The organism is Paeniglutamicibacter quisquiliarum, assembly GCF_019084045.1.
Classification (GTDB): Bacteria; Actinomycetota; Actinomycetes; order Actinomycetales; family Micrococcaceae; genus Paeniglutamicibacter; species Paeniglutamicibacter quisquiliarum.
The window spans coordinates 526,908-552,859 of sequence record NZ_JAHRED010000001.1; the positions used below are offsets into that span (position 1 = coordinate 526,908).

The 25,952-nt window shown below is 66.8% G+C and carries 22 protein-coding genes; 11 read left to right on the top strand and 11 right to left on the bottom strand.

Going from position 1 to position 25,952, the window contains the following annotated elements; genetic code table 11:
* Positions 1 to 70: 70 nt before the first annotated feature.
* Genes KRR55_RS02370 through KRR55_RS02385 form a run of 4 tightly spaced genes read right to left on the bottom strand, consistent with a single transcriptional unit; the run spans position 71 to position 3,559 of the window.
* Positions 71 to 706 (bottom strand): bifunctional 4-hydroxy-2-oxoglutarate aldolase/2-dehydro-3-deoxy-phosphogluconate aldolase, encoded by a 636-nt coding sequence (locus KRR55_RS02370; RefSeq protein WP_217387423.1) that lies wholly within the window; start codon positions 704 to 706, stop codon positions 71 to 73.
* Complete coding sequence (locus KRR55_RS02375; protein ID WP_217387424.1) at positions 703 to 987, bottom strand: amidohydrolase family protein; 285 nt, start codon at positions 985 to 987, stop codon at positions 703 to 705. Before KRR55_RS02375 ends, KRR55_RS02370 begins: the two co-directional genes overlap by 4 nt.
* Positions 987 to 2,231 (bottom strand): hypothetical protein, encoded by a 1,245-nt coding sequence (locus tag KRR55_RS02380; protein WP_217387425.1) that lies wholly within the window; start codon positions 2,229 to 2,231, stop codon positions 987 to 989. Before KRR55_RS02380 ends, KRR55_RS02375 begins: the two co-directional genes overlap by 1 nt.
* Complete coding sequence (locus KRR55_RS02385; protein ID WP_217387426.1) at positions 2,231 to 3,559, bottom strand: type III PLP-dependent enzyme domain-containing protein; 1,329 nt, start codon at positions 3,557 to 3,559, stop codon at positions 2,231 to 2,233. The genes KRR55_RS02380 and KRR55_RS02385 overlap by 1 nt, the downstream gene beginning before the upstream one ends.
* A gap of 950 nt (positions 3,560 to 4,509) precedes the next feature.
* Between KRR55_RS02385 and KRR55_RS02390 the strand changes: the two genes are divergently transcribed.
* From KRR55_RS02390 to KRR55_RS02410, 5 genes are all read left to right on the top strand, one after another.
* The gene (locus tag KRR55_RS02390; protein ID WP_217387685.1) at positions 4,510 to 5,151 is read left to right on the top strand and encodes an ABC transporter permease; all 642 of its coding nucleotides are present in this window, start codon (positions 4,510 to 4,512) and stop codon (positions 5,149 to 5,151) included.
* The gene (locus KRR55_RS02395; protein WP_217387427.1) at positions 5,144 to 6,412 is read left to right on the top strand and encodes an ABC transporter ATP-binding protein; all 1,269 of its coding nucleotides are present in this window, start codon (positions 5,144 to 5,146) and stop codon (positions 6,410 to 6,412) included. Before KRR55_RS02390 ends, KRR55_RS02395 begins: the two co-directional genes overlap by 8 nt.
* Positions 6,409 to 7,191: an ABC transporter permease gene (locus tag KRR55_RS02400; protein ID WP_217387428.1), complete on the top strand. Its 783-nt coding sequence runs from the start codon at positions 6,409 to 6,411 to the stop codon at positions 7,189 to 7,191. Before KRR55_RS02395 ends, KRR55_RS02400 begins: the two co-directional genes overlap by 4 nt.
* A 2-nt stretch (positions 7,192 to 7,193) precedes the next feature.
* A complete protein-coding gene (locus KRR55_RS02405) occupies positions 7,194 to 8,186 on the top strand; it encodes a glycine betaine ABC transporter substrate-binding protein (RefSeq protein WP_217387429.1) in 993 nt (330 codons plus the stop codon).
* A gap of 189 nt (positions 8,187 to 8,375) precedes the next feature.
* Complete coding sequence (locus tag KRR55_RS02410; protein ID WP_217387430.1) at positions 8,376 to 8,999, top strand: nucleotidyltransferase family protein; 624 nt, start codon at positions 8,376 to 8,378, stop codon at positions 8,997 to 8,999.
* On the opposite strand, the gene KRR55_RS02415 is transcribed toward KRR55_RS02410, so the two are convergent.
* The 6 genes from KRR55_RS02415 to KRR55_RS02440 form a co-directional block, all read right to left on the bottom strand.
* Complete coding sequence (locus KRR55_RS02415; protein WP_217387431.1) at positions 8,976 to 11,798, bottom strand: molybdopterin-dependent oxidoreductase; 2,823 nt, start codon at positions 11,796 to 11,798, stop codon at positions 8,976 to 8,978. The genes KRR55_RS02410 and KRR55_RS02415 overlap by 24 nt on opposite strands.
* Positions 11,799 to 11,803: 5 nt before the next feature.
* Complete coding sequence (locus KRR55_RS02420) at positions 11,804 to 12,652, bottom strand: FAD binding domain-containing protein (RefSeq protein WP_217387432.1); 849 nt, start codon at positions 12,650 to 12,652, stop codon at positions 11,804 to 11,806.
* Positions 12,643 to 13,854, bottom strand: a complete 1,212-nt coding sequence (locus KRR55_RS02425) for an XdhC family protein (RefSeq protein WP_217387433.1) — start codon at positions 13,852 to 13,854, stop codon at positions 12,643 to 12,645. Before KRR55_RS02425 ends, KRR55_RS02420 begins: the two co-directional genes overlap by 10 nt.
* A gap of 100 nt (positions 13,855 to 13,954) precedes the next feature.
* Positions 13,955 to 14,446 (bottom strand): nucleoside deaminase, encoded by a 492-nt coding sequence (locus tag KRR55_RS02430; protein WP_217387434.1) that lies wholly within the window; start codon positions 14,444 to 14,446, stop codon positions 13,955 to 13,957.
* 126 nt (positions 14,447 to 14,572) lie between these two features.
* Entirely contained in the window at positions 14,573 to 15,388 is an 816-nt protein-coding gene (locus tag KRR55_RS02435; protein ID WP_217387435.1) for a DUF4184 family protein, read from the bottom strand.
* A 172-nt stretch (positions 15,389 to 15,560) separates the two neighbouring features.
* Positions 15,561 to 16,508, bottom strand: coding sequence for a LysR family transcriptional regulator (locus KRR55_RS02440; protein ID WP_217387436.1), 948 nt, complete (start codon positions 16,506 to 16,508; stop codon positions 15,561 to 15,563).
* Positions 16,509 to 16,586: 78 nt separating this feature from the next.
* On the opposite strand from KRR55_RS02440, the gene KRR55_RS02445 reads away from it, so the two are divergent.
* Entirely contained in the window at positions 16,587 to 18,326 is a 1,740-nt protein-coding gene (locus KRR55_RS02445) for an L-aspartate oxidase (protein WP_217387437.1), read from the top strand.
* Between the two features lie 84 nt (positions 18,327 to 18,410).
* Here KRR55_RS02445 and KRR55_RS02450 read toward each other — a convergent pair whose 3' ends face one another.
* The gene (locus tag KRR55_RS02450) at positions 18,411 to 19,709 is read right to left on the bottom strand and encodes an MFS transporter (RefSeq protein WP_217387438.1); all 1,299 of its coding nucleotides are present in this window, start codon (positions 19,707 to 19,709) and stop codon (positions 18,411 to 18,413) included.
* Between the two features lie 48 nt (positions 19,710 to 19,757).
* On the opposite strand from KRR55_RS02450, the gene KRR55_RS02455 reads away from it, so the two are divergent.
* From KRR55_RS02455 to KRR55_RS02475, 5 genes are all read left to right on the top strand, one after another.
* Positions 19,758 to 20,582: an IclR family transcriptional regulator gene (locus tag KRR55_RS02455; protein WP_217387439.1), complete on the top strand. Its 825-nt coding sequence runs from the start codon at positions 19,758 to 19,760 to the stop codon at positions 20,580 to 20,582.
* Positions 20,583 to 20,733: 151 nt separating this feature from the next.
* Positions 20,734 to 21,681 (top strand): ABC transporter ATP-binding protein, encoded by a 948-nt coding sequence (locus KRR55_RS02460; protein WP_217387440.1) that lies wholly within the window; start codon positions 20,734 to 20,736, stop codon positions 21,679 to 21,681.
* Positions 21,678 to 22,493: an ABC transporter permease subunit gene (locus KRR55_RS02465; protein ID WP_217387441.1), complete on the top strand. Its 816-nt coding sequence runs from the start codon at positions 21,678 to 21,680 to the stop codon at positions 22,491 to 22,493. The genes KRR55_RS02460 and KRR55_RS02465 overlap by 4 nt, the downstream gene beginning before the upstream one ends.
* A 528-nt stretch (positions 22,494 to 23,021) precedes the next feature.
* Positions 23,022 to 24,413 (top strand): fosfomycin efflux MFS transporter AbaF, encoded by a 1,392-nt coding sequence (gene abaF, locus KRR55_RS02470; RefSeq protein WP_217387442.1) that lies wholly within the window; start codon positions 23,022 to 23,024, stop codon positions 24,411 to 24,413.
* A 48-nt stretch (positions 24,414 to 24,461) separates the two neighbouring features.
* Positions 24,462 to 25,934, top strand: coding sequence for an alanine/glycine:cation symporter family protein (locus tag KRR55_RS02475; RefSeq protein ID WP_254455750.1), 1,473 nt, complete (start codon positions 24,462 to 24,464; stop codon positions 25,932 to 25,934).
* Positions 25,935 to 25,952: the final 18 nt, after the last annotated feature.

Genomic DNA, 25,952 nt, shown 5'->3' on the forward strand with positions numbered 1-25,952 from the left:
ATCCCATCACATGCGCAACCCCGCCCGGGCACCGGTGACGGAGTTTGTCTTCCCCGGCCCGGAGGTCCCGCTAGTGCAGGGCCGCGGTGAATTCGGCGGCGAGCCTGGCAATGGCGTCGTGTTCCCCGGCGGCAACCAGCGCCGCCGGGACCACCGAGGAGTCGACGCAGACCGCCAGCGCCCCGGCCTCCAGGAACTCCTTGGCGTTGGAGAGGGTGACGCCGCCGGTGGGCAGCAGGCGCACGCCCGGGTAGGGTCCCTGCAGCTCGGTGAGGTATTGCGACCCCATGATGGCCGCGGGGAAGATCTTGACCATGGCACTGCCCAGGTCAAGGGCCATGGCCACCTCGGTGGGGCTCATGGCGCCCAGGCAGAAGGGCACCCCTGCCTGCGCTGCGACCTCGGCGACCTCCGGGCGGATCCCCGGGGCGATGATGAATTGCGCCCCGGCGTCGATGGCGGCACGCGCCTGGTCGGCGTGCAGCACGGTTCCGGCCCCGACCACCGCGCCGTGCGTCTGCGCGGTTTCGGCGGCGCGGGCCAGGTGGGTGAGCATCCCGGGGGTGGTGAACGTCAGTTCCACCGCGTTGATGCCTCCGGAGACCAGTGCGCCGCACAATTCCGCGGCGTCGGTGATCGCCTCGGTACGGACCACCGCCAGTGCCTTGTCCCGGTGGAGCATCTGAATCATTTCCGGCGTGTTCATGTGGATTGCGTTTTTCCTTCCGCGCTGCGACGCAGCGCCCGGCCGGCAAGGGCCGAAGTGGGTAGGTGCCCGGAAACGGCGGCAACGCCGTTGACGAACACATGCTTGATTCCTGCCGCCGGTTGCCGTGGATCGGCAAAGGTGGCCACATCAATAATGGCATCCGGGTCGAAGACCACCACATCGGCGGCGTTTCCCGTGGCAAGAATCCCGCGGCCGGCAAGCCGCAACCGGGCCGCGGGACGGCCGGTGAGTTGGTGGATCATGGCCGGCAGGTCCATCACCCGGTCTCCCTGACGTAGCGGCCCAGCAGGCGGGGAAAGGCTCCCCACGTGCCGGGGTGGGCGGCGGCATCGGGGAACCCGACGCCGGCACCGGTGTGGCTGCGGTGCCCCATGATCGCCCGCAGGTTTTCCTCGGTGCCCGTGCGCCGCAGGATTTCGGTGGCCAGCGAATCCGCGGCCAGGATCCGCACGAAGGCGGTGAGGGCGTCGGTTGACTGGATCGCGGCAATGCGGGCGATGTCCTGGCCCACCAGCATCTCCAAGTGCCCGGAACCAACCGCGCAGACGCGCACAGTGTTCCAGTCAATGCCTACGTCGGCCTCAAGTTCGGCACGGATCCGGGCGAGCGCATCGGCATCGTTGAGCCGGTCCAGGACTTCGGCGGCCGGGCCGTCCCGGGCCCACTGCGGTAGCAGCGAGGACAGCAACCCGGGGCTCTCCAGATACGGGTGGGAATCGCAGCTCAGGTCGACCCCGGCATCCATTGCAGAGTCAAGCATGGCCAGTAATTCCGCGACCATTCCGGGTTCCTCCCCGGCACCGAGGCGAAGGTGGGCAAGGTGCAGGCAGACCCCGGTCTTGGCGGCCAGCCCGATGCTGCGGGCGACTGAGTCCAGCACCGTGTCGCCGCTTGGGTCGTGGACGCGAGACCAGTAGCCCCCGTGGGCGGCAACCGCGGCGCCCAGGGCCTCAAGCTCCGCCGGGGTGGCGTATGCCCCGGGTGCATGTTCGGGCCCGGAGCACAGCCCCACCGCGCCCTGCTTCATGGCGCCCGCCAGGGCCTTGGCCTGGGCAACAAGCCGTTCGGCCATCGGTGCACCCTCCACGCTCCCCGTGGCCCGTGGGTCGCCCTGCTGCAGCAGGATTCCGACATTGGTGCCGCGGCCCCGATCGAGCCGGTCGAGGCATTGGGCCACGGTCTCCCGGGAGTGCAGGTCCTGCCCCTGGACCTCCGTGGTCACGCCCTGGGTGAGCGCGGCCAGGCGTTCCGGATCCGCCGACAGGGCCGTGCCCGAACGCGCGTGAAGGTCGATGAACCCCGGGCAGGTCACCATGCCGGAACCGTCTATGACCAGGGTTGCCCCGTCATCGACGAAGCTACCTTCCGGAAGGATCGCGGCGATGAGGCCGCCGGCCAGCAGGACGTCGCCGGGGTAGGGTGCACCGCCGGTGCCGTCAACGACGAGGGTGCGGGTGATGGCCGTGCGCACCGGGACCGGGCGCACGGCATCGATCCGCATTAGAAGAAGGTGTGAACTAGGGAGACGACGCGTTGGTCCTCGGTGGCGTCCTCCAGGACCGGGATCAGCGTCCACTTGTCGAAGGCGGTGCACGGGTGGGACAGGCCCAGCCTGACCACGTCGCCGACCTTCACCGTGGTGGTGGCCGGATCGAAGCGCAGGAACGAATGCTGGTCGTATTGCGTCACGATGCTCGCACCGACTAGTTCGGCCATTTCACTGCCCAGGTCGGGCCCGATCATCTGGGGTTCGGGCAGGCCCTCGTCGAAGGGGAAGTCGCGCTTGCCGCCGTCAAGCAGGGCCAGCCCTTCCTCCGGCTGGGAAACCACGCGCGCCCAGCCGTGCATGGCGGCGCGGAACGGGGCGAGGCCCCGGCGGGCGAAGTGCGAGATGCCGCGGTGGAACCGGTCATCGTGCACCAGGTAGTCCCCGGAACGGATCAGCACATCGATTCGACGGCCCCCTGCATCGGAATCGATGGCAGTGGAGAGCATCGAGGCAACGTCTTCGAAGCTGGCCCGGCCGCCGGTGCTCAGGATCAGGTTAGACCCCTCGGAGTAGTGTCCCGAGGCCAGAATGAGCTTGTGTGCCTTGAGCATTTCCACCAGGTAATCGCGCACCGTTTGCAGGGCGGCTTCGTCGGCGCTGTGCGCCGGTGCCCCCTCATAGCCGCCGATGCCGACCAGGACGAGGTGGGTGGCCGCTGCCACGGCGCGGGAAATGTCCAGCACCGCGTCGATGGAACGGGCGCCGGTACGGCCGACGGCACCTCCCAGCTCCACCATCAAGCGCAGGGGCGTGGGCACGCTTCCCGTGGTTGCCGCCAGCTTCGTGAGCGTGGCTTCAAGCATCTCCACGCTCTGCAACGAGTCGACCCACGAAACGACCTCGAAGTCGTCCCCCGTCACCGAGGCCACCCAAGCGATGGCTGCCGGATCGGAAAGAGTGTTGGGGAGAAGCACCTTGGCGATGCCATGGGCGTGTGCCACACGCATTTGGGCGTAGTTGGCCAGCGTGATTCCCCAAGCGCCGCGTTCCAATTGCTCGGCCCACAGCTGCGGTGCCATGGTGGTCGTGCCATGCGGGGACAGCAGCACCCCGCGCGCACTGCCCCAGGCGGAGATCTGCTTGAGGTTGTGGGTCATGGCCATGAGGTCCAGGGTCAACAGCGGCGTCTGAAGCTGGGAAAGGTCAACGCCACGCGAGACAAATTCGGCGGCGCTTTGCCCATGGAAGGTGGCTGGGATCGATTTGTGTCGCCAGTCAAGGGTGACCTGGCCCAGGCTGGCCATCATGTCGACAGCGTAGGCGGGGGATGCCAGAGTCATACGTTCCGATTGTGCAAGATCATCCACGGCTAATTCCTTATTAATTCGGCCAGAGGCACTGTGCTGGATGGTCATGGGGAGTTACGGACACACAGACTCCATGTCTAACACGGTGAGGAAAAATTCGTCAATAATTTCCGGAATGGGGCAGGGTGCCCGTCTGCAGCCAATGCGGAATGCGGGAACGGCGCGTCAGGCCGGGGCTCAAAAAGGCGTTGCCAACTGAATGAACACAGGAGCAGCAGGTTGGCTGACCAATATGAGGATCCGTGGAACGCCGAGGGAGTTCACCTGCCCGAATCCGGAAGTACAGGGAACATTCAGATAAGGTTCATGAACTCTTTGGCTGGTTCCGTGGAAACATCCCGAATTTTGTCGAGCGACGGAATAGGAATACTTATTCAGGCCTCGAAAGAGGCGTAATCATTGTCCCATTCGGATAGCTGGAAAGCGCCGGCGATGCCCCGTGCGCCGAGCTTCGTGCCGCCACTACTCCGGCGAAATCGAAAACAACGCCCGAGACACGTCCCGCAGGCGTGAAAATGCCTGACGCGGGAAGAACGAATACTGACGCGAATCCGGTCCCTTGGTGTGAGGGTCAATACTTTTTTCAGCCACGACGAGGTCCGACGAAGCGTTCGCCAGGCGGCTCGACTGCGGACGTGCGCAGAAGGACATGGGCGTTCCCGCCAGCGTCGGCCGAATCGATTATCCGCCCTTTGAATACAAGGATTTTCCAGTGTTTGATGTTGCTATCCGCGGGCTCTGCAAATGGTGAGTTGAACGGATAATTTTTGGATAAATCCATCAATTACGAACCAATCACGATGCGATGTCCGGGGCGCTCTCAGGTAGATACGAGGCGTCTATTCACGTATGTTTACTCGGTATCCAAGGTCTTTCGGGCCGACGAGAGCAGGCTACGTAACCAAAGTGAAGCAGGTTTTGATGTGTTTGAATTTATTGGCGAAAGAATCCGCCAAATACTGTTTGCCTCATGGCAGCATTTCTCGCTAGTTGCGCAGTGTCTGATCCTCGCAACGGTCATCGCCGTGGTGATCGCTGCGCTGGTTTACCGCAATAAGTCCCTATCTTCCCTGGCCAACGGGGTCTCGGCCATCGGCTTGACCATCCCTTCGTTCGCCGCCATTGGCTTGCTCATCGCACCCTTCGGTTTCGGCGTCACCCCGGCAGTCATCGTGGTCTCGTTCTTTGCGGCACTGCCAATCATCCGCAACGCCATCGTCGGTCTGGCAGGCATTTCCCCGTCCGTCGTGGAGTCCGCACGCGGTATCGGCATGAGCCGGATGCGGACACTCGCCACCGTGGAGCTTCCCATGGCCTGGCCCGTCATTCTTTCCGGCATCCGCGTATCGGCCCAGATGGTCATGGGCGTTGCCGCAATTGCCGCCTACGCCCTGGGCCCCGGCCTCGGCGGATTCATTTTCTCCGGCCTTTCACGCCTGGGTGGAGCCAAGGCCTTTGACTCCGTGCTCGTTGGCGTCATCGGCGTGGTCATCCTGGCCTTCATTCTTGATCTCATTCTGCTCGGCATCGGCCGACTTACCACCCCGCGAGGTATCCGTGTCTGAATCCTCTGACGCCATCACTGGCGCATCCATCTTGCTTGACGTAGTCACCAAGCAATACCCCGGCCAAATCAAGCCGGCCGTCGGCGGACTCACCCTCGAAATCCCCGCCGGAAGCATCGTCATGTTCGTCGGCCCCTCCGGCTGCGGCAAGACGACCACCCTGAAAATGATCAACCGCCTCATCGAACCCACCGGCGGAAAGATCGTCATCAACGGCGAAGACGTCACCAAGATGGACGGTGACACCCTGCGCCGCCGCATCGGCTACGTCATCCAGGCCGGCGGGCTCTTCCCGCACATGACAGTGGCAGCGAACATTGCCATCGTTCCCAAGATGCTGGGCTGGAAGAAAGACAAGATCGCCGCCCGCGTCGACGAACTGCTCGAGCTGGTCTCGCTGGATCCGGCCATCTACCGCGACAGGTACCCGAAGGAACTCTCCGGCGGCCAGCAGCAGCGCGTGGGCGTGGCCCGGGCGCTGGCGGCCGATCCGCCCGTGCTGCTCATGGACGAGCCCTTCGGCGCGGTGGACCCGATCACCCGCCAGCGCCTGCAGGACGAACTGCTGAACATCCAGTCCGAGGTGCAGAAGACCATCGTCATGGTCACCCACGACTTCGACGAGGCCGTGAAGCTCGGGGACTGGATCGCCGTCTTCGACGAGGGCGCCCAGCTCGTCCAATACGACTCGCCCGAACGCGTCCTGGCCAACCCGGCCAATGAGTTTGTGGAGAACTTCATCGGATCCGGTGCCGGCCTCAAACAGCTGACCCTCACCCGGGTGAACGAGGTCGATCTCATGGATACGATCACCGCACTGCCCGGCGAGCTGGCCAGCGACGTGCTCTCCCGGCTCCAGGGCGATGGCTCCTCGTATGCAGTGGTGCTGGACAAGCGCCGCCGCCCCATTCGCCGCCTTACCCGTCGCCAGCTCTCCCGCCTGCAGCTGATCGATGACACCGTCGATGAATCGATGCCCTTGGTCAGCGACCAGTCGACCCTGAACGACGCCTTGGACACCATGCTGGTTTCGAGCTCCGAAACCGCCGTGGTCACCGGACGGCGCGACGTCTTCCGGGGCCTAATCAACGTGCAGACCATCATGGAGGCCATTTCCCAGGCCAACGCCGCGTCCGCCGACGGATCCGATGCCCCCGTCGGATTGAACTCCGGTGCCATCCCTGCACTTTCCGTGGAGGACGCCGTGGCGGCGGAGCCGCGCAGCGCGGAGGACCCACATAGCGCGGAGGAACCACGATGAGCACCCTTGCCGCCGGCTCCAACCTGGCGCAGATCACCGAGCCCAGCAGACCCGTCGAGCACCCGTGGCGGGTGCTGGGGCTGCAGCTGCTGGGAATCATTGTGGCACTTGCCGCCGTCGCGATCTGGCTGGCCAACGCAGAGCTGACCGACACCGAACGCACCACGCTGGACCCGGCAACCCTCTGGGGATACACCGTCGAGCACCTGAACCTCACGGTGGTTGCCGCGCTGATCGTGCTGGTCATCGCCATCCCGCTGGGAATCGTGCTCACCCGGCCCTCGATGCGCCGGTTCACCAACCCGGTGATGGCAGTGGCCAACATCGGACAGGCCGCCCCGGCCATTGGCCTGGTCGTCATCCTGGCTTTCTGGATGGGCTTCGGATATTGGGCCGCCGTGGTTTCCCTGGTGCTGTACGCAATCCTGCCGGTGCTGACCAACACCATGGTGGGGCTCAAGCAGGTTGACGAACGCCTCGTCGAGGCCGGCCGCGGCATGGGCATGAGCTCCATGGCCGTGCTGTTCAAGGTCGAGTTGCCGCTGGCGGTCCCGGTGATGCTTTCGGGCATCCGCACCGCCCTGGTGCTGCTGGTCGGCACCGCGACCCTCGCCGCCTTCATCAACGGCGGCGGGCTCGGCATCCTGATCACCACCGGGGTGAACCTGAACCTTACGGTCGTCCTGATTGCGGGATCGCTGCTGGTGGCCTTGCTGGCGCTGCTCATCGACTGGCTTGGCCGTGTCGTGGAACAGCTCGCCCGGCCGAAAGGACTTTAGAGATGAATGCAGCAAAATGGATTAAATCAACCGCGCTCGTTGCGGCGGCCGGCGTGCTGCTGACCGGGTGTGGACTGTCCTCGGCCGGTTCGTACGTGCCGCCGGCCGGACCGGGCAGCATCAGCCCGTTGCCGGACCTGCCCGAGAACCCGACCATGACGGTGACCAGCAAGGCGTTCACCGAACAACTGATCCTGGGCAAGATCGCCGTGCTGGCCGGCCAGGCCGCCGGGTTCAAGGTCAAGGACCTGACCAATGTTCCCGGCAGCCAGCCTGCCCGCGAACTGATTCATTCCGGCCAGGCCACCATGATGTGGGACTACACCGGCACGGCGTGGATGACCTACCTGGGGCACGAGGAAGGCATTGCCGACCAGGCCAAGATGTGGCGGTCGGTGCATGACCAGGACCTGGGCAACGGGATCATCTGGGGCAGGCCGGCACCGATGAACAACACCTATGCGATGGCCGTGCGCAGCGAGGCGGTCGAGGACCTGGGCGGGATTTCCAAGCTTTCCGAGCTCAAGGACCTGGATCCCAAGGACCTGACGTTCTGCGTCGATGCCGAATTCAACTCCCGCTCCGACGGACTGAACCCGATGCTGGAGCTCTACGGGCTCGAGCGCGGCAATCCCAAGTCGGTGCCGGACTCGAACGTCGGGATCTACGACACCGGGGCGATCTACAGCGCCACCGACAGCGGCGACTGCAACTTCGGCGAGGTCTTCACCACCGATGGCCGCATCAAGGCCCTGGACCTGACGGTCCTGGAAGACGACCTGGGATACTTCCCCGCCTACAACGTGGCCCCGGTGCTCTTCGGGAAGTTTGCCGACAAGTACCCGGGCGTCGAGGAAGTCTTTGCCCAGATTTCCCCGAAGCTCACCGACGAGGCGCTGCAGGCCATGAACCTGGAGGTCGACGTCAAGGGCCGGGAGCCCGCTGACGTGGCCTTCGAGTGGATGGTCGCCGAAGGCTTCATTTCCAAGCCGTAGACGTCAAGCGAAAAGCACGGGCCCGCCAGGAACAGAATGTCAACGTTTCCGGCGGGCCTTGGCATGTGCGGGACCCATAGGAATTCCACCCCCATTGGTCGGGCAAAGGGGCTGGACGCATGACCCGATGACTCGCCCCCAACGTGCGGTCCCGGGCAACCGGGCGCTGTTTGGTCCTACGATGGGCAGATGACCAACCCGAGCGAACGCCCTCCCGTGGTGGGGGTGCTGCTGGCCGCCGGTTCGGGATCGCGCCTGGGCCGTGGTCCCAAGGCCCTGCTGCGCAAGCCGGACGGACGGAGCCTGCTGGAATCCGCCCTTGCTGCACTGCTGGGCGGAGGCTGCACCCGCGTCGTGGTGGTCCTGGGGGCCGAGGCCGAGCGGGTAGCGGCCGAGCTGAAAGACAAGGGACGCACCACCGTGCTGGTGAACGAGCACTGGGCCAGCGGAATGGGCTCGTCCCTGGCGCTGGGCCTGGAGACAGTCCCCGACGGCGCAAGTGCCCTGGTGGCCTTGGTGGACCAACCCGGCCTGAATGCGAAACTGGTCCGCCGGATCCTGGCCGAACACCGTCCGGCACGGATCACCGCCGCCGCCTACGGCCCGGACATCGCCCACCTGAGGCGCGGACACCCGGTGCTCTTCGCCCCGGAACACGTCGCCCCGGCGGCGGCCGCCGCCACCGGCGATAATGGCGCGCGGGCCTACCTGGCCGGGCACCGGGAGCTGGTCGACCTCGTTGACTGCTCGGACCTGGACACCGGACAGGACATCGACACCGTCGCCGACCTACACCTGCTCGAACGGCACTAGCGGCGGGACCTTGCCGGCTGCCTCCAGGGCCAGGTAGACGTCGTCGCGGCGGAACGGGGTCCGCGTGAAGCGGATCCCCGTGGCATCGCGCAGGGCGTTGGCGAGCGCCGGGGCCACCGGATTGACGGGGCTCTCGCTCATGGACTTGGCACCGCGCGGCCCCAGGTCATCGGCGGTCTTGGCGAAGTAGACCTCGCTGCGCGGGACATCGGCAAAGGTGGGAATGTGGTACCGGCGCAACACGTCGGTTTCCACCTTCCCCGTGCCGTCGATGAGCAGCTCCTCAAAGAGCGTTGCGCCCAGCGCCTGGGCGATGCCTCCCTCGATCTGCCCGCGGCACTGGCGCGGGTTCACCACGACGCCCGCGTCGGCGGCCTGCACGCTTTGCAGGATGCGGATCTCGCCGGTGCGGGGATCCACCGCCACCCGGAACCCGTGCACGTTGAAGGCCACGGACCGCGGCGTGCCGCCCCACCTGCCCTCGGCCCGGTGCCGACCGCTGGGCAGCGCGGCCCGGCGCAGCTGCCGGTGGGTGAAAAACTGGCCGGCGAAGGAAACGCCCGCGGGATGCAGCACGCAGTCCTCCACCTGCCCGGCACCGAGTTCGGCGGCCACCTCGCACAGCTGCAGGGCCAGGGCCCGGGCGGCGGCCTCGGTGGCCTTGCCCGCCACCACCGTTCCGGAGGATCCGTAGGCGCCGGTGTCGTGTTCGGTCAGCGAGGTGTCCGACCGCAGCAACACCACCGACTGCGCACCCGTTCCCAGCGCATCGGCGGCCAGCTGCGTGTGGACGGTCGAGGTGCCGTTGCCGAATTCAGCCGTCCCCACCTTCAGCACGAAGGTGCCGTCGCCGGCGGACTCGATGATCGAATGCGCGTGGTGCCCGCGCGGGGGCACCGTGGCGATCATGGACAGGGCGGTGCCCTCGCCGATCAGCCAATGCCCGTCCAGCTCGTGCCCGTCGGCGCCCCGGGCCGCTCCGCGCTGCAGGGCGTTGCGTGTCAGCTCCACGCACTGGTCCAGTCCGTAGGATCCGATGAGCAGGTCCGGTTCGGGGTCGGGGTGAAGCGAAAGCATGGCGTCGTTTTCGCGCAGCATGGCGTTGGCCCTGAACTCCAGCGGGTCGGCCCCGAGCTTCCGGGCCAGTTCATCGAGGGCCGATTCGATGGCGAAGATGATCTGGCTCAACCCGTAGCCGCGGAACCCGCCGGAGGGCACGGTGTTGGTGTACACGGCGACCGCGTCCACGCGCTTGTTGGCCGCGTTGTAGACGGCCATGGACTCGGAACAACCGTGGAACATCACGCCCGGGGCATGGTTGCCGTAGGCCCCGGTGTCGGTGACCACGTCGATGGCCAGGGCCGTCAGTCTGCCGCCGGTGGTGCCCCCGACGCTGACCTTGACCGCGAAGGGATGGCGCGTGGTGGTGGCGGCGAACACCTCGCTGCGGGTGAGCTCGAGCCGGACCGGGCGCCGGAAGCGCAGTGCGGCAAGCGCCAGCACGTCCTCCACCAACACCTCCTGTTTCCCGCCAAAGCCGCCGCCGACGCGCCCGGCAACCACCCGCACCGAGCCGGCGGGCAGCGAAAAGACCCTTTCGAGTGTCCTCTTCACCAGGAAGGGGACCTGCGTGGAGGAACGCAGGTTCAGCACCCCCGCCTCGTCGAACCACGCCGTGGCGCCGTGGGTCTCCAGGGCCACGTGCTGCACCCGCTGCGTGTTGAAGGTTTCGGTGTAGGTGGCGTCGCTTGCCGCAAGCGCCGCCTCCACGTCGCCGATCTCGTGGTGCACCTCCGCCGCTATGTTGCGTTGCGCATTGGCGATGCGCGAGGCGGCGCCCTTGTCCCCGTGGAGGTGCGGGGCGCCGGGCCGCAGGGAGTCGGCGGGGCAATGGCTTGCCGGAAGCAGCTCGTAGTCGATGACCAGGGCCCTGGCCCCGGCCTCGGCCTGGGCCACGGAATCGGCAACCACCGCCGCGACCCGCTGGCCCACGAAGCGGACCACCGAATCGAAGACGAGCGAGTCGGCCGGATCGTCCTCCAGGACCTCGTGCTGGGCCGTGGAATACAGCACCCCCGGATCGTCCTGGTGGGTCAGCACCCCGCGGACCCCGGGCAGGGCCAGGGCCGCGGCTGCATCGATGGACAGGATGCGGGCATGGGCGTGCGGGGAGCGAGCCAGCACCAGGTGCAGCAGGCCGGGGAAGTCGGCCTCGGGGACATCCATGGCGAATCGGGCGGTGCCGGTCACGACGGCGCGTGCCCCTGGGTCCCCGACGTTGCTGCCCACCTCGCCGTCCCGGGCCGCCGCCGCTTCGTCCAGCGCGCAACTTTCCCCGGGCGGGTGCGAACAGCCCTCGCCGTCGCGTCCCAGCACCGCATCCTCGATGGACCTGTAGCCGGTGCAGCGGCACAGGTTTCCCTTCAGGTTCCGGGGCAGGTCTTGCAGTTGCCCGTCGTCGAAGGTGGATGCCGTCATGATCAGTCCGGCGGTGCAGAAGCCGCATTGGAATCCCTGGGCCCTGGCCAGCTGTTCCTGCATGGGTGCCAGCCCGCCGTCGCTGCCCTGCACCGCGGCAAGTCCCTCGATGGTGGTGATGCTCCGGCCCTCGGCGCGGGCAGCGGGGTAGAGACAGGAATGCACCGGGATCCCGTCGACGTGCACGGTGCAGGCCCCGCAGTCGCCGGCGTCGCAGCCCTTCTTCACGCCCAGGGCCCCTTCGGCGCGCAGGAAGGTGCGCAGGCACTGGCCCGGTGCCGGGACGCCGGCTGCGGGGGATCCGTTGACCTGGATGGACATGGGCGCTACCTTTCGCTTCCGGGGCCGGGGGAGGACAGCAGTTCGCCGAGCACTTCCACACCGAGCCGCCGGGTCATGGCCTGGCGCCAGGGGCGGCGCCCGTGGATGTCGTCGTGGTAGTCGGCAGGTGCAATGGCATCATCGAGCCGGGCCAGCAGCCGGTATGGCGTGGGATGGTCCCCGGGGCCAAAGCGCAGCTGCATCGGCCGGGTCGTGGAACCGGAGACGGTCAGTACCAGGAGCCCGTCCTGGTCCAGGCGCCCGATGACCATGGCGCCGGTCCTGCCCAGGTTGGTCAGCGACAGCCGGCGGAATGCAGTCCTGGCGCGCAACGCGTGGTCCGGAACGAAGATCGAGCGAATCAATTCTCCCGGGCGCAGGGTATTGGCGGCATCGCCCACCACGAAGTCGGCCACCATTTCGCGGCGAGTGCTTCCGTCCGGCGCGTGGATTTCGAGGCTCCCGTCCAGCGCGGCGCACAGCGAGATGACGGGGCCGGCCGGCAGCGAGGTGGCGATGTTCCCTCCCATGGTGGAGAGGTTCCAGATCTTGAAGGATGCGACGAACGAGTCGCAGGCGGGGCGGATGAGGTCGATGGCTCTCCACTGAGGTGGCACCGCGGGGTCTTCCGGCACGGCGTAGAGCTCGGCGATGGTGCAGGTGGAGGCGAACTCGATGCCGTCGGTGCGCACGGTGACGGGCGTCCAGCCCGCACTGGTCAGATCCAGCAGCCGGGTGAGGTTTGGGGACCCCTCGGAGAAGAGCACGGTTCCGCCGGCCAGCCAGGCATCGCCGGTGCGGAACTCGCGGGGATCGGCCGTGGGGACCATTGCCTCTATGGTGTTCAGGTCCATGACGGGACCTCCCGCTTCAGTTGGTGGCCGGATGCCGTTTCCGTGGAGCATTGGCCCGGGGGCTGCCCATGGATGGGGCCCGAAGTGGAGCTCAGGGAGGAACCCGTTGCGCGCGGGGACCTGGCGGCGATGATCTCCGCGGCGATGCCGATGGCGACCTCGCCGGGGGTGCCGGCCTGCAGGTCGAGGCCGATGGGGGAGTGCAGCGCGGCCAGGGCCTCCTCGGGGACGGACGCCGCCCGCAACGCGCGCAGGCGGGATTCGTGGCTGGTCCGCGACCCCATGGCGCCGACGTAGGCGACGGGTTGGCCCAGTGCCAGGGCCAGCAGCGGGATGTCGAATTTCGGGTCGTGGGTCAGCACGCACAGCACCGTGCGTTCATCGACGCGGCCGGCGGCGATTTCGGCGGCCAGGTAGTCGTGCGGCCAGCGCGTGGAAATCTCGTCAGCCATGGTGAAGCGTGGCTGCAGGGTGAATGCGGAGCGGGCATCGCAGAGCGTGGTGGCGTATCCGAGGAGCGGGGCCAGCTTGAGCAGTTCCCCGGCGAAGCTGTTGGCCCCGAAGACGATCATGCGCGGCGGGGCGAGCCGCGACTCGACAAGCAACTCCAGGAGCTCGGTGCCGGGGAACCCTGCCTCCCGGTCGAGGCGGATGGTTCCGGTGCGACCGGCGGCAACCAAGGGAAGGCAGAACCCGGCGGCGAGTGCACCGGCCGGTGCCCCCACCAGCGGGGCCAGCAATGTGGCCAGGGACGGCACCGTCTGGGTGGCGGGTGCCGAAACCAGGGTTGCGCCGCAGGATCCGGCATCGATCCGGCGCACCAGCGCCACCGGATCCGCGGCGGGAAGCATCGCGAAGTCGCTCAGCAGCCCGTGCATGGGCGAGTCCGCGCCAAAGGGCCCAATGTGGACGTCCACTTCCCCTCCACACGTCAGCCCGGCGGCGAAGGGATCGTCGGGCGAATATCCGAAGTGTTCCCGGCGGGATGTCCCTTGAGCCAGGGCTTCGAGGGCCGCGGCGTGCACTGCGGCATCGATGCAGCCGCCGGAAAGCGCACCGGTGATCCGGCCACCTTCATGGATGAGCATCGAGGTGCCGATGGGATGCGGGGCCGACCCCCGCGTGCCCACGATGGTGGCCACCGCGAAGGATTCTCCGGCAGCCACCGTCGTGGCGTTCAACGAGGAATGGAGATTGAGCATGGCGGGCATCCCTGACGATGCAGACGGGGGTGGGCGTTGGGCGGGCGCGCCTTGGCCGGCTCCCGGTTCGTGTGGGTCGTGGTCATCGGGCTCGCCGGGCCTAATACTCGATGCGGGTCTCGAGCGCCGCCCAGAGGGCGAATGGCTCGTGGCGGTCGAAACCGGCCTCGGGGACGCGTTCGACAGGCATCAGCGCCGAACGCTCCGCCTCACCGCCGTCAAAGTACTCGTAGAAGGCGGCGTCGTCGAATCCGGCAGCAGCAGCCTCGTACCTGTCCGAGGCATAGACCACCCGAGAGACCCGTGCCCACAGTGCGGAGGCCAGGCACATCGGGCAGGGCTCGCAGCTGGAGTACAACACCGCGCCGGTGAGATCGAAGGTGCCAAGCGCCGTACATGCGGCACGGATGGCGGTGACTTCGGCGTGGGCGGTGGGGTCGTTGTTGGCCGTGACCCGGTTGACTCCCTCGAAGCGGGATCCGTCGGCGGCCACGATCAAGGCTCCGAAGGGACCGCCCGCGTTGCGGACGTTGTCCGCGGCAATGGCAACGGCCGCCGCGAGGTTCTTTGCTGAAACGGTGGTGTCGGTCATGGTGGCGACTTCCTTACCCATCAGGCGAAACGCCGGAGAAAGGATGCCTTCCCCCTGCAGGGAAGCCGGCGTCGGTAATCATCAACATAGCAAGTGAAGATGTACTAAGCCACCATCCGGGCAAGGCTAGGAGCGGGACCCGGCGATGGCGCGCAACCTCCGGATCACGGACACCGCATGCCACACGACGGCATAGGCCGCCAAGGCCACAACCAGGGCGGCGCCGCCGCGCGTAATGACGATCCACAGGAACGACCCGGCAGTGGCTGCGTCTTCCATGGCCGGTGTCGAACCCAGGCCGAGGACCGCGGCAGCCGCGGCGGGAACCACAAGGAACAGCGCCAGCAGCACGGTGCGCACCTTCCGGCCCACCCGTTCGCTTCTCTTCCCCCGATGCCCGGAGGCTTTCTGCCGTTTCAGGTACCAGATCACGATGAACGCCAGCCCGGCCAGGGTGCTGCCGTGCTGCAGGAGCCGGTAGACGGCGATCCCGGCAAAAGGCTCGCTGGCCAGCAACGGCACTCGTTCAACGACCCAACCGTAGGAATGCGTGAAGGAATCCCATGCAAGGTGCGTGAGAAGCCCGAGCATCAGCGAATAGAAGGTCCACAACGCAACCCGGGCACTCGTGGGCGGACGCCCCTTGAGCGCCGGCTTGTCCGGGACCCACGAGTCGGGAAGCGCCCACCGCAGCGGTTTCACCACGAGCCACAGGAACCCTGCCAGCACCAGCGCCAGCGGCAAGCCGACGGTCAGGATCTGGGAAAAATCGTGCGAGTTGGCGCCGTTGAGCATCGGTGCGTACCAAGCGCCGCTCGTGGAAGACACCATGGCGAAGTAGGGGACATCCGGGGCCATGGCTCCGGCGACCAAGGCAATCGGGACGAAGGGTTGCCGCAGGAAGGGCAGGACGGCAGCCGGGTGGGCCAGGGTGAAAGGCAAGGGATTCCTCGAAAAGTTGTTTCAGGGCCCACGGAGCAGCCAATGACTGGTGCGAATGGGCCTACCGTCAAGCCTAATCCTCCATGGACGCGTTCCGGGCTGAATCCGCTGTTGGCACCGCCACGTTGGCTGCAGTCTGGGACACGGCGCCCAAGTGCCGCCAGTCCGTTTCCTAGTGTTTGGGTGCCGGCGTGATCAGGCCGTCCGGGGTGGTGCCGGCCGATGAAAAGGTGTGGGCGGTCTGAAGGATCATCTCCTGCATGGCCTGGGCGGCACGGGTCGGGGCCACGTCATTGCGGTGGACCAAGGCGACCGAACGGATCAGGCTCGGCTCCTTCAGCCTGACCGAGCGCAATTCCGGGCGATCCACCATAACCATGGCGGGAACCACAGCGACGCCGAGGCCGCGTTCCACGCAGCGGAGCACCGCGTCCATTTCCGACCCCTCGAGAACAATCTTCGGGCTGAGTCCCGCTTCCCGGAAGGCCTGCATCGTTGCCGCCCGCAGGTCGTAGCTTTCGTGAAACGTGATCTGCGGAAGGCGCGCGAGCTCGGCCAATGTGAGCGATTCCCGGTTCTTGAACAAGGGGCTGTGGGCCGCGGCCGCGACCACCAGTTCCTCGGTGAGCAGCGGGATCCTCCGGAAACTTGCCGAAGCCGCCTGGGCATCCTCCGAGGTGGTGATGAGCGCCAGGTCCAAGGTGCCGCCGGCCAGCTCATCCAACAGACCATGCGAGCCGCTTTCGCTCAGGTGCAAGTCGATGCCCGGGTAGGCCGCATGGAACGAGGCCAGTACCTCGGCGACCATGCTGATGCACAGCGTCGGCGGAGCGCCGAGGCGGACCCGGCCCTTTCGCAGCCCGGCCAGCTCCTGCATCTCGTGGCGGACGGTTTCCGCGTCGGCGAGCATCCGCCTGGCCAGGGGGAGCAGTGCTTCCCCGGCGTCGGTGAGTGTGATGTTGCCCCGGGCCCGGTGGAAAAGCTCGGCCCCGAGATCCGCTTCCAGGGTGGAGATCTGCCTGCTCAAGGAGGGCTGGGCAAGGTGCAGATGCGCGGCGGCACGCGTGAAATGGCCGATGCGGGCCACCTCCACGAAACTTTGGAGCTGTTCCAGGTTCATGCTTGATAGCGTATCCGCATTGAAACGACTCAAACAATTCATTGGACGAATCAAGGGCATGTTCCTAGCGTTGAATACATGAGAGCAACGAATGCGAACGAGCAACAGATTTCCACCACTGTCCTGGTCATCGGCACGGGCGGATCCGGCCTGCGGGCCGCCATCGAGCTGGCCGAAATGGGGGTGGACGTGCTCGCCCTGGGCAAGCGCCCGCGCAACGACGCCCACACCTCCCTTGCCGCCGGCGGCATCAACGCGGCCCTTGGCACCATGGACAAGGACGACAGCTGGCAGCAACACGCCGCCGACACCATCAAGGAAAGCTACTTCCTGGCCAATCCCCGCACCGTGGAGATCGTTGCCCGCGGTGCGGCGCAGGGAATCGGCGACCTGGAACGCTACGGCATGGGTTTCGCGCGGGAAGAGGACGGCCGCATCTCGCAGCGCTTCTTCGGCGCACACACCTTCCGCCGCACCGCCTTCGCCGGTGACTACACGGGGCTGGAAATCCAGCGCAGCCTGGTGAACCGGGCCGAGCAACTGAAGATCCCGATCCTTGACTCGGTGTACGTCACCCGGCTGCTGGTGAAGGACAACCAGGTCTTTGGCGCCTACGGCTTCGACATCAACACCGGCAAGCGCTACCTCATCCATGCAGACTCGGTCATCCTGGCCGCCGGGGGCCACACCCGCATCTGGCGCCGCACCTCCTCGCGCCGGGACGAGAACACCGGGGATGCCTTCCGCCTGGCCGTGGACGCCGGCGCCCGGTTGCGCGACCCCGAGCTGGTGCAGTTCCACCCCTCCGGCATCATCGAACCGGAAAGCGCGGCGGGCACGCTGATTTCCGAGGCAGCCCGCGGGGAGGGCGGCATCCTGCGCAACGCGCTGGGGGAGCGGTTCATGGAACGCTACGACCCGATCCGCAAGGAGCTCTCCACCCGGGACCGCGTGGCACTGGCCGCCTACACCGAAATCAAGGAAGGCCGCGGCACCAAGAACGGCGGTGTCTGGCTGGATGTCTCGCACCTGCCTCGCGAAACCATCATGGAGCGCCTGCCGCGCGTCTACCAGACCATGATGGAGGAACAGATGCTCGACATCACCGCCGAGCCCATCGAGATCGCCCCCACCGCCCACTACTCCATGGGCGGGGTCTGGGTCCGCCCGGAGGACCACGGCACCGACGTCTCCGGGCTTTACGCCATCGGCGAGGCCTCCAGCGGACTGCACGGGGCCAACCGGCTGGGCGGCAACTCCCTGATCGAGCTGCTGGTCTTCGGACGCATCGTCGCACGCGCCGCGGCCAAGTATTCGGCCTCCCTGGAATCCCAACCGCGTTCGGCCGACGCCATCGCCGGCGCCCGGGCGGAGATCGAGGACCTGCTGGCGGCAGACGGGACGGAAAACGTCCGGGAACTGCAGCGCGCCATCCGGAACATGATGACCGACCATGCGGGCGTGGTGCGGGACGAGGAGGGCCTGTTGGCCGGCCTGGCGAAGCTGGACTCGATTGAGGAGCGCATGGAGGCCGTGGGGATCCACCCCGACATTGCCGGCTACCAGGACCTCGCCCATGCATTCGACCTGAAGGGATCCGCGCTGGCCGCCAGGGCCACCCTCGTGGCGGCGCTCGAGCGCCGGGAGACCCGTGGCTGCCACAACCGCAGCGACTACCCCCGGATGGACGAATCCCTGCGGGTCAACCTGGTGTGGTCGCCGACGGCAGGGATTGTTCGTGAGGAGATCCCGGACGTTTCCATGGAAGTCGCCGAGCTCATCAAGGAGGTCTCAAGCGTCGGAAAGCTCGTGGAGTAGCGGGCAGGACGGTGCTGCCTGCGGCCCCGGCGGCCATTCCCGACGCAGGGGAAGGCCGCCCGGGCCGCAGGCATTTCGCGGCGGCTAGTGCTGTTCGGCCGGGTCGGCCACGGGCTTGACGCGGAAGGTGATGACGGCGAACAGGACTGCGGCCAGGCCCGCTCCCAAGGCGAAGACGAGGAAGTTCGAGTTGACGCCGAGCCCGGCGGCCAGCAGCAGCCCGCCCACCTGCGGGGCGGCGACGGCGCCGATGCGGCCCATGCCCATTGCCCAGCCCAGCGCGGTGCCGCGCAGGCGCTCCGGGTAGTGGTTGGCGACGGCGGCGATGAGCAGCGCAGCGGTGCCGTGGGTGCCCACGCCGGCGAGGATCAACATTGCGTAGACGACCCCGACCGGGGGAGTGGTCATGATGACGGCCAGGCCGATCCCGGCCACCAGGGCCGCAGCGGCCGCGGCCGGGGCGGCGCCAAAGCGGTCACCGGCCCAGGCCGTGACGACGGACCCTGCCACGGCGCCCAGGTTCAGGGCCAGCGCGAAGGTCAGGGCCGAACCCAGGTCGTACCCGGCCTGTTCCATCAGGCTGGGCAGCCAGGTGCCCAGGCCGTACCAGGCGAAGAGGATGGCCAGCGAGGCCACCGCGAAGAGCACCGAGGCACGGGCATAGGGAGCACGGAGCAGTTGGCCAAAACCCGACCCGCGGCGCGCGCCCGGCCCGCTGCGGTGCTTGAAGGAGAGGGTTTCGGGCAGGTAGCGGAAGCCCATCGGCACCACCACGACCAGCGCGATGACGGCAATCAGGAACATTGCCTCCCAGCCGAAGGCCGGGATGACCCAGATGCCGGTGACAGCGGCGATCGAACCGCCGATGGGCACACCCGACATCATCAACGTGGCCATGGTCGAGCGCCAGCGGTCCGGCACCAATTCGGCCACCATCGCATTGGCGGAGGGAACGAGGCCACCCAGGCCGATTCCGGCCAGCAGGCGAAGGGCACCGAAGACCAACGGGTTCGGGGCGAAGGCGCACAGGATGGTGAGGGTGGAGAAGAGGATCGAGCAGGCCAGGATGGTCCGGCGCCGACCCAGCACGTCGGCCAGCCGTCCGGCCCCGAGCGCACCGATCATCATGCCCACGAAGGCCAGCGAGCCGATGGTGCCCATGGTCGTCGGGGTCAGGCCCCAGTCATCGATCGCGAGCAGGGATGACTGCACGGTGCCGTACACGATGAGGTCGTATCCGTCGAAAACCACCAACAGCCAACAGGTCACAATGGCCAGCACGGCCTTGCGGTTTGAGAGGTTCTTGGGCTGTGACGGCTGCGCCGAATCGCCGGTGTTCTGTCCGGTAGGACCCGCAACGGCGCCCGTTGTGGAAAAAGTCATAGGTACAAGTGTTGCCGGTCTCAGTGTGACGGCACATATAATTCTGATGTGCAGAAATTACGGGTAAGCCGCGAGATCCCCCGCTACCCCATCGAGGCGGTCGACAACGCCCTGAAGCTCATTGAGCTGTTGCGCGACCATGGTTCCGTCCGGCTCAAGAACGCGGCCGCCGAGCTCGGCGTCTCGCCCTCCACCGTCCATCGCCTGCTGGCCATGCTCATCTATCGCGGCTTTGCCGAACGCGCGAGGGGCCGCGGCTACGTACCCGGTCCCGCACTCGGGGCCGGGCCGGCCGGCCACGGCCGGGTCAGCGAGCTGCGTGCCCTGGCGCAGCCGCTGCTGGAGGAGCTGGCTGCCACGGTGCGGGAAACCGTGAACCTGATGGTGCGCGTGGGCGGGGAAGTCCGCTTCCTGTCCACCGTCGAGGGATCCCGGCCGGTGCGTGTCGGCGACCGCCAGGGGACGGTGCTGCCCGCCCACCGGGCCTCGGCCGGAAAGGCCATGCTGGCCCGGCTCGACCCGAACGAGCTCGAGCAGCTCTACCGCGGGGAAACGGCCACCGCACGCCGACTCAATGAGGAGGACTACGCCGCCCTGGTGCGCGAACTCGGAATCGTCCGGGAACGCGGGTTTGCCGCCAACTTCGAGGGGACCGAAGAGGGGGTCAGCGCGCTGGGAATGGCCATAACCAACGAAGATGGCGAGGTGGTCTGCGGCATCAGCGTGGCCATCCCGCAATCCCGTTTCCGGGAGGTGTTCGACGCGGGCCTGCTCGGGCAGACGGCGCGCACCGCCAAATTGCTGGAAGAGCGGCTGGGCGCGGTTTCCGGCGGCTCTGGGCCGGACCGGGACCAGCCGCCCTCGGCCGGGTAGTTCCGGCGCGGGCGCCGGATTGGAACCCGTTCGATGGCGCCGGGCCGCGGGCAACACCGGCCCCTGGAGTGCGGGGCTCTGGTGTGGATCCCCTTCGGGAACGACAATGAAGCGTGGGGGCCGAAGCGGGAACCCCGGGAAGGGAAGTGGCATGGAGAACGCCATCTCGGTGCAGGGCCTTGCCAAGCGCTTCGCCCACCGCGAGGCGTTGCGCGGCATCGACTTCGAGATCCCGCGCGGCAGCGTCTTCGGGGTGATCGGGCCCAACGGGGCCGGCAAGACCACCGCCATGCGCTGCCTGCTGGACATCATCAGGCCCACCGCCGGGAGTGTGCGGGTGCTGGGCACCGATCCGCGCCGGGCAGGCCCGGAGATCCGCCGCCGCATCGGATACCTGCCGGGCGAACTCGCCCTGGAGCGGAGGATCACCGGGCGGAGGATGATGGACCACTTTGCCGCCATCAGCGGACCCGTGGCACCCGGCCGGGTCGAGGAACTCGCCTCACGGCTGGGACTCGAGCTGGACCGGCAGTCGCGCAAGCTCTCCAAGGGCAACAAGCAGAAGCTCGGACTGGTGCAGGCGTTCATGCACGATCCGGAGCTGCTGATCCTCGACGAACCCACCTCCGGCCTGGACCCGCTGATGCAGCGGGAGTTCCTCGGCATGGTCGAGGATGCCCGCGGGCGCGGGCAGACACTCTTTCTGTCCTCCCACTTGATCGGGGAGATCGAACAGGCGGCGGACCGCGTGGCGATCCTGCGCGACGGATTGATCGTGCGCACCGCCACCGTCGAAGAGCTGCGGGCAGGTGCCCGTCGCCGGCTGCGTGTTCTGGCCGCCACCGACCCCGTAACACTGGCCGCGGCACTTAAACCGCTCCCCGGCCTTCAGCTGCTGGACGCCGAACGGCTCGGCGAAGGGGCCGGCGCGCTCGAGGCGAGATTCTCCGGCGAGGTCGGTGCGCTCCTGCACGCCCTGGCCGGGATCGAGGTGCTCGACCTGGTCCTTGAGGAGCCGGACCTGGAGGAAGCGGTGCTCGAGCTCTACGGCTCACCTCCCGGGAACGGACGCCATCGCGCGGGGGAGCCGCGGCCATGACGCCCGCCGCCCGCCGCCCGTTCCTTCCGCTGACGGGCAAGGCGCTGTTGGACACCTGGCGTTCCACGCTCGTCTGGGCCCTGGTGCTCCTGTCCGTGCTGGCGCTCTACCTTCCGCTCTACCCGTCCATGGCCGGCCCGGAAATGGAGAAACTGCTCGCCTCCCTGCCCGAGGAGCTGATCCGGGCGCTGAACTACGACCAGATCGCGACGGGCGCCGGCTACGCCCAGGCGACCTTCTTCGGCCTGCTGGGATTCATGCTCTCCTCGGCCGTGGCCATCGGCACCGGGGCGGCGGCCATCGGCGAGGACGAGGACGCTGGCCTGCTCGAACTCACGCTTGCCCACGGGGTGACGCGCACCCAGGTGGTTCTGGAACGGTCCCTGGCGCTGTTGCTGCGCATGGCCTTCCTGATGGTGGTGATCTATGCGGGGGTGCTGGCGCTGAACGGGCCCTCGGAGCTGGGCCTTGACGCCGGAACGCTCTTCCAGGCGGTGGCGCAGTTCCTGCTGCTGGTCCTGCTTGGCGGCACCGCGGCGCTGCTGGGCGGGGCCGTGGGCGGGCATCGGACGCACGGAACCGCTGCCGGTGCCCTGGTGGCGGTCGGGGGTTACGTGCTCAACGCGCTGGGCAACCAAGGCGAGGACCTGCAATGGATGCACGCCTTCTCCCCGTACCACTGGGCGCTCGGCGGGCAGCCCGTGGCCAACGGCGTGGACTGGAGCGCGTTTTGGGGACTGGCGGGCCTGAACGTCCTTTTCGTTGCGCTCGCCGTCCTCGCGCTGCGCCACCGCGATGTCGGGGGAGCATAGCGGCGGGATCCGGACCTGCGACTGACTCAGTCCGTTGACAACATCCCGACAGATCCGGCTCGTCGGCGGCGCATTGTTGGAAGAAACCGGCCGTGCATGCCGGAGCACCACCAGGTTCAGCTGCAGGCGGCCGCTGAGGGGAACGCCCACGGCAACGAAGAGGACAATTGCGCTGGCGTCGGTTGCATCCGCGGCCGACGCGACGGGAGCCGCCTCCGACCCGACCGCCGGCACCACGCAGTCGGCGCCCTCCGGAGGCGGTGGTCACGGACGGGACACCCACCCGGGACCACTCAGACGCGGTGGTCGGGCGCCGGGGCGTCGACTCGGGACCGCGTGGCCGGCGACATCCTCGAAGCGCTCGGCAGCTGTCAACACAACATGGATTCTTGTGCGGGGGCGCTGATCTCAAAAAGTTGAACCAGGGTCGAGAAAAGCATTGTTTCCTGAAAATGTGACATGTACCATTGCATAGATCGGTGATGCAGGGCACATGGGTGACGAAGCCCACCTTCTCAAGGAGACCAAATGAGTAGCAACGAAACACTCGACAGAACGGCCCGAAACGGGAGCGGCGGCGACGGATCAAAATCTACGAGCCCAGGAGGGTTGAAACGTGTCGTGGCTGCCGCAATGGCTGGAACCGTCGCGGAGTGGTATGAATTCTTTCTTTATGGAACTGCGTCGGCCCTGGTCTTCGGAACGCACTTCTTCCGGCAGACAGGCAATCCGGTCGATGGTGTGATTGCTGCATTTGCGCTCTATGCCGTGGGCTTCGCCGCCCGGCCGATCGGCGGACTGGTCTTCGGTCACTTCGGCGACCGCATCGGCCGAAAGGCGTTGCTCCAGCTGAGCCTTGTCGTCGTTGGCATCACGACGTTTCTCATGGGCTGCCTTCCCACCTTTGATGTCATTGGGTACTGGGCGCCCGCACTTCTGGTGACCCTGCGCCTGATCCAGGGCTTTGCCTTCGGAGGCGAGTGGGGAGGTGCAATCATCCTGGTGAGCGAGCACAGCCCCGACAACAGGCGCGGCTTCTGGGCAAGCTGGCCGCAGGCGGGTGTCCCGATGGGCAACCTGGTTGCCACGCTCGTCCTCCTTGGACTGTCCAGTGCCTTGCCCGAAGAGGCATTCCTTTCATGGGGCTGGCGCGTGGCGTTCTGGTTCTCCGCCGTGGTGGTCCTGATCGGCTACTGGATTCGCACGAAGGTCGATGACGCGCCGATTTTCAAGGAGGCCCAGGCCCGCCAGGCTGCTTCGCAGGAGGTCCAGCCCGGCGTCCTCCACGTCTTGCGTTACCACTGGCGCGCAGTGTTGATCGGCGTTGGCGCCAGGTTCGCGGAAAACATCCTCTACTACCTCGTGGTCACCTTTTCGATCACGTACCTCAAGCTGGTCGTCGAGATGGATACCTCGCGGATCCTCCTGCTGATGTTTGGCGCGCACTTCCTGCATTTCTGCATGATCCCGCTCGTCGGCCTGCTCTCGGACATCGTCGGCCGCAAGCCCGTCTACCTGACCGGAGCCGTGCTGACCGCATTCTGGGGATTCGTCGGATTCCCGATGATGGACACCGGCAACGACTGGATTGTCATGGCCGCAATCACATTGGGCCTGGCCATAGAGTCGTTGACCTACGCGCCGTACTCGGCGCTGATGACCGAAATGTTCCCCACCAACGTGCGTTACACGGCGCTTTCGCTTTGCTACCAGTTTGCGCCGATCCTTGCCGGGTCCCTGGCCCCGCTCATCGCGCTCTCGCTGCTGCAGAAGTTCGATTCGTCGACGCCGATTGCCCTCTACCTTGTCGGTGCAGCGGTCATTTCCATTGTCGCCGTTTCGTTCGCCAAGGAGACCAAGGGCAAGTCGCTACGCGATGTTGACGACGAGTCGGCGTTGCGTACCAACGTCCCGGCCTAGGCGCTCCCTCCTGTAGCCGCCCGAAAGACTTAAGGAATAACTATGGACATGCTCACCAGCATCAACGATGCGATCTGGAACCCCATGGCGTACTTCGCCCTGGCCGTCGGATTGTTCTTCACCGTACTAACCGGTTTCGTCCAGTTCCGGCGATTCCCTGACATGATCCGCCAGATCATGAGCAAGAAGAACAGCTCGGACGGCATCTCGCCGGTCCAGGCGTTGCTCCTGACCCTGGCAAGCCGCGTGGGCGTGGGCAACATCGCCGGTGTTGCAACGGCGATCGCTGCCGGCGGCCCCGGCGCGCTGTTCTGGATGGTGGTCTGCGCACTGCTCGGATCGGCCAGCTCCTTCGCCGAATCCATCCTGGCCCAGGTCTACAAGCGCCGCATCAACGGCGAACACCGCGGCGGCATGCCGTTCTACATAGAGCACGGACTGAAGCTTAAGTGGCTGGCCGTCACGGTGTCGTTCGTGGCCATGGTCGGCTACGGGTTCGTGTTCCCGGGCGTCCAGTCCAACAACATCGCCTCCAGCGTCGAGACCGCGTTCAGCGTTCCCACCTGGGTCAGCGCCGTTGGCATCACCGCACTCATGGCATTCGTCATCATCGGCGGGACCAAGCGCATCGTCGGTGCCGCACAGTTGATGGTCCCGGTGATGGCCGTGGGTTACATCCTTGCCGCACTGGTGATCGTCGCCGTGAACTTCGAGCAGATCATTCCAACCATCGGCCTGATCCTGTCCTCGGCCTTCGGCGCCCACCAGGTCTTCGGCGGCATCGTCGGTGCGGCCGTGGCCTGGGGCGTGCGACGCGCGGTGTTCTCCAATGTCGCCGGTGTGGGGGAGGGGACCTACGGCGCCGCAGCCGCATCGGTGTCCCACCCTGCCAAGCAGGGCCTGGTCCAGGCCTTCTCGATCTACATCGATACCGTTGTAGTCTGCTCCGCCACCGGCCTCATGATTATCATGACCGGCTCCTACAACGTCACGGCCCCCGATGGCACGGTCCTCATCCAAGGCGTGCCAGACCTTAAGGCCGGCGCCGCATACACCCAGCAGGCCATCAGTACCGTGTTGCCGGGCGTTGGCCCGGGGTTCGTGGCCGTCGCGCTCTTCTTCTTCGCCTTCACCACGCTCGTTGCGTTCTTCTACATCGCCAAGACCAATCTCGTCTACCTCACCGGTCGCGACGACAGCCCGGTGCTGGACTGGGCCTTGAAACTGGGCATGCTCGGTATCACATTCTTCGGCGGCATCGTCAGCGCCGATGCGATGTGGGCGATCGGCGACATCGGTTACGGGACCCTGGGCTGGATCAATATGCTCTGCCTGTTGGCGCTCACGTCGGTGGTCTACAAGGTCAGCCGCGACTACGACAGGCAGTGCAAGGCCGGCCTGGACCCCGTCTTCGACCCCATTTCCCTGTCCATTCGAGGCGCCGACTTCTGGGTCGAGGAGGCGGCGGAAATCGCCAAGAACCAGGCGTCTTTGGCTGCTGGCGGGTCCCGGAAGAACTAATTTGATCCGCCCCTTCCT